General features: G+C 62.6%; 6 protein-coding genes. All 6 read left to right on the top strand.

Annotated elements, in window-relative coordinates; genetic code table 11:
- Positions 1-79 precede the first annotated feature (79 nt).
- The 6 genes from PVW46_RS19910 to PVW46_RS19885 all read left to right on the top strand — a co-directional run bounded on the left by PVW46_RS19910 (position 80) and on the right by PVW46_RS19885 (position 6,497).
- Positions 80-1,423 (top strand): 1-acyl-sn-glycerol-3-phosphate acyltransferase, encoded by a 1,344-nt coding sequence (locus PVW46_RS19910; protein ID WP_069209178.1) that lies wholly within the window; start codon positions 80-82, stop codon positions 1,421-1,423.
- 234 nt (positions 1,424-1,657) lie between these two features.
- A complete protein-coding gene (ccrA, locus tag PVW46_RS19905; protein WP_043136379.1) occupies positions 1,658-2,944 on the top strand; it encodes a crotonyl-CoA carboxylase/reductase in 1,287 nt (428 codons plus the stop codon).
- A 216-nt stretch (positions 2,945-3,160) separates the two neighbouring features.
- Positions 3,161-3,370: a hypothetical protein gene (locus tag PVW46_RS19900; RefSeq protein ID WP_083242253.1), complete on the top strand. Its 210-nt coding sequence runs from the start codon at positions 3,161-3,163 to the stop codon at positions 3,368-3,370.
- Positions 3,300-4,037 (top strand): helix-turn-helix transcriptional regulator, encoded by a 738-nt coding sequence (locus PVW46_RS19895; protein WP_052244211.1) that lies wholly within the window; start codon positions 3,300-3,302, stop codon positions 4,035-4,037. The genes PVW46_RS19900 and PVW46_RS19895 overlap by 71 nt, the downstream gene beginning before the upstream one ends.
- Positions 4,038-4,150: 113 nt before the next feature.
- Positions 4,151-4,792 carry an acyl-homoserine-lactone synthase gene (locus PVW46_RS19890; protein ID WP_043136380.1) on the top strand — a complete coding sequence of 214 codons (642 nt, stop codon included), beginning with the start codon at positions 4,151-4,153 and terminating at the stop codon, positions 4,790-4,792.
- Positions 4,793-4,961: 169 nt separating this feature from the next.
- Positions 4,962-6,497, top strand: a complete 1,536-nt coding sequence (locus PVW46_RS19885) for an ATP-dependent DNA helicase (RefSeq protein ID WP_069209352.1) — start codon at positions 4,962-4,964, stop codon at positions 6,495-6,497.
- Positions 6,498-6,522 lie beyond the last annotated feature (25 nt).

The following is a 6,522-nucleotide window of genomic DNA, read 5'->3' as shown; positions in this document are numbered from 1 at the left end:
CGGCGTACGTTTTGTACAAAACGTACAAAGCTCCGGTCGGGCTTGTCGCGGGCCTCATGGCCTGCAAAAGTCCCTCGGAATGACTGTACCCGTCACCCTTCCGCTCTGGCTGTTTGCCCTGATCTTCGCCTTTGCCGCGGTGAGTTTCGCGACCCATTTCCTGTTCCCCTCCGTGCGCTGGTTCCTGCGCAGACGGCTGGAAAAGGCCGTGGCGCGGCTGAACGAACGGCTGGAACGGCCCATCGAACCCTTCCGCCTTTTGCGTCGCTATGACCTGATCCAGCGCCTGCTCTATCACCCGGAGGTGACGCAGGCGATTGTCGAGTACGCCGCCAAGAACGGGGTGCGCGAAGACGTGGCCTTTGAAAAGGCCCGCCGCTATGCCCGTGAAATCGTTCCGTCCTTTTCGGCCTTCACCTATTTCGGGCTGGGCCTGCGCGGGGCGCGCTGGCTGTCGAACACGCTGTACCGCGTGCGTCTGGGCCACCACGAGGCCGACGCCCTGAGCACGATCGACCCCGAGGCGACGGTGATTTTCGTCATGAATCACCGCTCGAACATGGACTATGTCCTGGTCACCCACCTTGCGGCCAACCGGTCGGCCCTGTCCTACGCGGTGGGAGAGTGGGCGCAGGTTTGGCCATTGTCGCAACTGATCCGCGCGATGGGGGCCTATTTCATCCGGCGCAAGTCGAGGGACGCGCTCTATCGCAAGGTCTTGCGGCGCTATGTGCAGATGGCCACAAGCGGCGGTGTTACCCAGGCGATTTTCCCTGAAGGCGGGCTAAGTCTCGACGGTGCTCTGGCCGAGCCGAAGGTCGGCTTGCTGTCCTATATCCTCGACGATCTCGACCTTGCCGCGCGGGACGTGGTTTTTGTTCCCGTGGGTCTGAACTATGACCGGGTGCTCGAGGACAAGGTCCTGACGAAAGCCGGTCAAAGCGGGACGCGGCGTTTCGATGCCTCTGTCAGTCGCGTGATCCGGGGGGTGTTCCACCAGTTCTGGCTGCGTATGACGGGGCGCTTCCACCGCTTTGGCTATGCGGCGGTCAGCTTTGGTGCGCCGCTGTCGCTGAGGGCCAATGTTCCGCTGGCGGGGGACGCGACGGACCTCGCGCGCGACCTGATGTCCCGGATCGCCCGCATCGTCCCTGTGCTGCCGGTGCCACTGGTCGCCTACCTGCTGATGCGGGGTCCGCAAAGCCGTGCGGATCTGGCAGCGGCCTTTTCCGCCGCGCTCGATGCGCTGCCGGATGCGCATGTCCACCTGCCGCGCAACAGCAGGGAGTATGCCGTCGAAGTGGGCCTGCGAGCCCTGATCGAACGCGGCATCGTGCACGAGCAGGATGGCCGTCTTGCCATCGTCCCCGACCAGGCCGCGCTGGCCAACTATTACGCGCGTTCCATCGAACACCTGTTCTAATCCGATCTCATGCCATCCTCTTTTGGCTGCTCGCAGGTTCTGGCCTGCGGGTTCTGCAGGCGTGTCATGCTGCAGGCGCATTGGGATTTCTGCAGTTGCTGGGTCATAAAATTACAAAATCTGGACAAATGATGTTGCAATGTTGCGCAGCGACGAATATCCCAAGGGTCAGCCCCGCGATTCTGCGCCGCAGAACCGGTCCGAACATCAACACTGGCTTAACAGGAGGCCGTCATGGCTCTGGACACGCAAACAGGCATCGCCCAGTACGATGCACCGGAAAAAGACCTCTACGAAGTCGGCGAAATGCCCCCGATGGGCTACGTCCCCAAGAAGATGTACGCTTGGGCGATCCGCCGTGACCGTCATGGCGATCCGGAGCAGAGCTTTCAGCAGGAAGTGGTCGACGTCTGGGACATCGACAGCCACGAGGTGCTGGTTCTCGTCATGGCCGCCGGCGTCAACTACAACGGCGTCTGGGCCGGCAAGGGCGTTCCGATCTCTCCCTTCGACGTGCATGGCCAGGACTTCCACGTTGCGGGCTCCGACGCCTCGGGCATCGTCTGGAAAGTCGGTGACAAGGTGAAGAACTGGAAAGTGGGCGACGAGGTTGTCATCCACTGCAACCAGGACGACGGCGACGACGAGGAATGCAACGGCGGCGACCCGATGTTCTCGCCCAGTCAGCGGATCTGGGGCTACGAGACCGGCGACGGGTCTTTCGCTCAGTTCACCAAGGTGCAGGCCCAGCAGCTGATGCCGCGCCCCAAGCACCTGACCTGGGAAGAAAGCGCCTGCTACACGCTGACGCTGGCCACTGCCTACCGGATGCTCTTCGGCCACCACCCGCATGAGCTCAAGCCCGGCCAGAACGTCCTGGTCTGGGGCGCATCGGGCGGTCTCGGCTCCTACGCGATCCAGCTGGCGAACACCGCCGGTGCCAATGCGATCGGCGTGATCTCGGACGAGAGCAAGCGCCAGTTCGTGATGGACCAGGGCGCCAAGGGCGTCATCAACCGCAAGGACTTCAACTGCTGGGGTCAGCTGCCCACGGTCAATACGCCGGAATACAATGCGTGGCTGAAAGAGGCGCGCAAGTTCGGCAAGGCGATCTGGGACATCACCGGCAAGGGTGTGAGCGTCGACATGGTCTTTGAACACCCCGGCGAGGCGACCTTCCCGGTCTCCACCCTGGTGGTCAAGAAGGGCGGCATCGTGGTGATCTGTGCCGGTACGTCGGGCTACAACTGTACCTTTGACGTGCGCTACATGTGGATGCATCAGAAGCGCCTGCAGGGCTCGCACTTCGCCAACCTCAAGCAGGCCGCCTCGGCCAACCGCCTGATGATCGAGCGCCGTCTTGATCCCTGCATGTCCGAGGTTTTCCCCTGGAACGAGATCCCGGCCGCGCACACCAAGATGATGAACAACGAGCACAAGCCCGGCAACATGTCGGTCCTGGTGCAGGCGCCCAAGACCGGGCTGCGCACGCTCGAGGACTGCCTGGACGCGCGCAAGTAAGAATCTCATCGGTCTGACAGACCTTCCGACGCCCGCGAATCGCCCCCCGGCATCGCGGGCGTTTTACGTTCCCGCGGTCACCTCAAAGCTTTCAGTCACTTGGCGAGGCGCCCCCTCGCTATTTCTGGGGAGTTAGATTCCGTGAATTTTGCGCTCTCCCGGCGCATGCTAGAGTTGTCTTAATGAAGCGTTAACCATCTATGCACGAGGCTGATCATGGGACATGACTGGATTTTGGACGTTCTCACCGACCTGAAAACATTCGCACGCGCCAACGGCATGCCGTCGCTGGCCGCGCAACTGGATGATGCCGCATTCGTGGCACAGGCGGAGATCACGTCCCAGGCCGAGGGTAATGGCATTGGGCTTTTTGTCGGGAAACGCACCGCGACTGGACGGGTTGATCGAGCGGCTCGAATCCGCTGAAGGACTCGAGGATCTGCAGATCCTCATAGAGGAACTGCGCGACAGGTATGGGGTCGATCACATTGTCTATCATTGGGTCAACAGCAATGGCGAACAATACGGGTGCGGGACATATGACCTGGAATGGGTCAACCGCTACCTCGAGAAGGGCTATCTGCGTGTCGATCCGGTGGTGGCAGGGTGTTACCAAAGATTCCACCCGGTCGACTGGAAGCGGCTGGACTGGTCCAGCAAGGCGGCGCGAGCCCTCATGCAGGATGCCATCGCCTATGGAATCGGCAACCAGGGCTATTCGATTCCGCTGCGCGGACCGAACGGCCAGTTCGCCCTGTTCTCTCTCTCGCACAATTGCAGCGACGAAGAATGGGAGGACTTCACGATAAGCAACCGGCGCGACCTGATCCTGGTGGCGCATTACTTCAACCAGAAGGCACTGGAATTCGAACCGGGACGCACACCTGACCCAGCTCAGCCCTTGTCCCCGCGCGAGATCGAAGCCATGACCCTCCTCGCCGTGGGCTATAGCCGGGCGCAAGCCGCTGATACCCTTTCGATTTCCGAGCATACCCTTCGGGTCTACGTCGAAAGCGCCCGCCATAAACTGGGTGCGCTGAACACCACTCACGCGGTCGCCCGGGCGCTCAGCCGGGGGGTGATCGTGGTCTGAGGACGCGCTTTGGTAAAGCGTGCGTTCTAGCAGCGCGCGCTCAGGTTGAATCCCGTTAACTATTCCAGCGGCAATCTTTCCCCATCGAATACACATTCCGAGGGGAAAACGAAATGATCCGCTACATCTACGGCACCGACCTGCACAAGTTCCCGAAGCTGGCCGAAACCATGTTCCGCGACCGCGCGGACCAGTTCAAGACGCGCCTGGGCTGGGAAGTCAGCGTCGACGAAGAGACCGGTTACGAGCGTGACGAATACGATGACGAGAACCCGCTTTACGTCATTTGGGAAAACGCCGACGGCACGCATGGCGGCTCTATGCGCCTGTTGCCTACCACGGGCCGCACGATGGTGAACGATCACTTCGTCCACCTGACCGACGGCGTGCGGATCCAGTCGCCTCTAATCTGGGAGTGCACGCGTTTTTGCCTGTCCCGAGGTGCGACACCGGGTGTCGCGGCGGCTCTGATGCTGGCTGGCGGCGAGGTCATGCAGGAATTCGGTGTGGAACATTACGTCGGCGTTTTCGATGCCCGCATGGTGCGGATCTATCGCCGCATCGGGTCCTCTCCCGAGGTTCTGGGCAGCCAGGGCCAGGGCCGCGAACAGATCAGTGTCGGCCTGTGGGAGTTCACGCCCGAGGGCCAGGCCCAGGTGTCGAAGAGCGCGGGCATCACGCCGGAAATGTCCAAGCGCTGGTTCGCGCTGTCCTTTGGTCAGATCGTCCAGCCCAAGGAACTTGCGGCCGCCTGAGAGCGACCGGACAGGGCAGCCGACAGGCGCGCGTGGGCAGACGCCCGCGCGCGCTTTTTCTTGTCCGGACGGTGAGTGCGGCTGGCAAGAGCGGCCTCTTAAGTTTTCACCGGGAAGATGTAGCAAAGGGTTCTGGTGGCCGCGCTTGGCGCGGGATAGGGTGCGCCGCATGACAGTTCCCGCTCTTGTATTTTCCGATGATCAGGCCGCCGCCTATGACAGCGTGACCGAGCTTTTGCGCGGCGCGGGCGTTGATCTTGAAGAGGGGCTGTGCCTGCCCGCGCAGGAAGGCCGGTCGCGCGTCATGGCACTGATGGGAAAGGCGGGCAGCGGCAAGACATTGCTTTTGGCCGAATTGGTCAAGGCACTGGAAGCGGTCGGGGTCGAGACCGTTTCGGGCGACTACGAAAGCCGCCGTGCCCGCGAAAAGCGGTCGCTGGCAGTGCTGGCGCCCACCAACAAGGCGGCCAGCGTGTTGCGGATGCGCGGCGTGCCCGCGACCACCATTCACCGCATCATCTATACCCCGGTCTATGACCCCGAATATGAACGCGTCGCCGAATGGCTGATGGGCAACGAGGACGAACGGCCCGAGATCGAGGGGCTGGCCGATATCGCCCTGGATCGGGCGCTTGCCGTCTACGAACAGCACAAGTCGATCCCGGCGGCGCTGGCGGCGGCGGGCCTGCGCGGCAGCGATTTCATCACCGGCTGGAAGCGACGGGAAGAACCGCTGGACATCGGTTTTGTCGACGAATCCTCGATGCTGGACGAACGACAGTTCGATGACCTCTGCGAGATCTTTCCCAACCTCGTCCTCTTTGGCGATCCCGCACAGCTGGCACCCGTGAACCAGTCGGGCAAGATGGTCTTCGACGGGTTGAAGGACAGCCAGAAACGCGAGCTGCACCGCATCCACCGGCAGGAGGCGGACAACCCGATCCTGGACCTCGCCCATGCCCTGGCGGATCCGGCACTGGGGTTCGAAGACTTCGAGCGCATGATCGAAGAGGCCGCCCGCAAGGATGATCGCGTGGTCTTCGCCAACCGGGTCGAGGTGGACCTGATGGCGCGTTCGCCGGTGCTGGTCTGGCGCAATGCCACTCGGATTCGGCTGATCAATGCGTTTCGCCGGGTGCATGACGCACCTGAGGACAGCCTTCTGCCCGGAGAGCCGCTGATTTGCGACGGGATCGAGCTGCCGCTGAAACATCGGCGCAAGCGGCTGGACCTGGAGGCGCGGGGGCTGATCAAGGGTGCCCAGGTGATCTATCTCGGCCCGGGCAAAAAGCCGGGGTTCTCGCGGTTGCACGTCGTGGGCGCGATCGAGCCGCAGGTCTCGGCTGCTTCGATCGTCAAGATCGAGAAGCCCGAGGAGGAGGAGCCCTTCATTCCCTTCGCGGCGCGGATGGGGGCCACCTTTCTGCATGGTGCGGCGGTGACGATCCACAAGGCCCAGGGCTCGCAGTGGGAGGAGGTGCAGGTCTTTGCGCCGGATCTCTACGCGGCGGCGCGGACCGGTCGGAACGAAGCCGGGCAACCGCTGTGGAAGCGACTGGCCTATGTGGCGATCACCCGCGCGCAATCGCGGCTTTACTGGGTTGTGCGCAATAGGCTGTCACGCCCGTCTGGGGCGTTGCGGGTCGATGACCTGAGCGCGCCGGCGGCCCCGCTGGAACTGACGGCGGAAGATCCGGCACTCTGACAGGTCGAAAGCCCGAAGGTGTCGC

The sequence above is a fragment of the Mameliella sp. AT18 genome, assembly GCF_028807275.1.
Lineage (GTDB): Bacteria > Pseudomonadota > Alphaproteobacteria > Rhodobacterales > Rhodobacteraceae > Antarctobacter > Antarctobacter albus.
Note: the sequence above shows the minus strand (reverse complement) of the source record. Positions and strands in the feature narration are given on the sequence as shown.

Bases quoted from the DNA above. Each gene is read 5' to 3' on its own strand.
- PVW46_RS19910 (WP_069209178.1), top strand. From the start codon at position 80: ATGACTGTACCCGTCACCCTTCCGCTCTGGCTGTTTGCCCTGATCTTC.
- ccrA (WP_043136379.1), top strand. From the start codon at position 1,658: ATGGCTCTGGACACGCAAACAGGCATCGCCCAGTACGATGCACCGGAA.
- PVW46_RS19900 (WP_083242253.1), top strand. From the start codon at position 3,161: ATGGGACATGACTGGATTTTGGACGTTCTCACCGACCTGAAAACATTC.
- PVW46_RS19895 (WP_052244211.1), top strand. From the start codon at position 3,300: ATGGCATTGGGCTTTTTGTCGGGAAACGCACCGCGACTGGACGGGTTG.
- PVW46_RS19890 (WP_043136380.1), top strand. From the start codon at position 4,151: ATGATCCGCTACATCTACGGCACCGACCTGCACAAGTTCCCGAAGCTG.
- PVW46_RS19885 (WP_069209352.1), top strand. From the start codon at position 4,962: ATGACAGTTCCCGCTCTTGTATTTTCCGATGATCAGGCCGCCGCCTAT.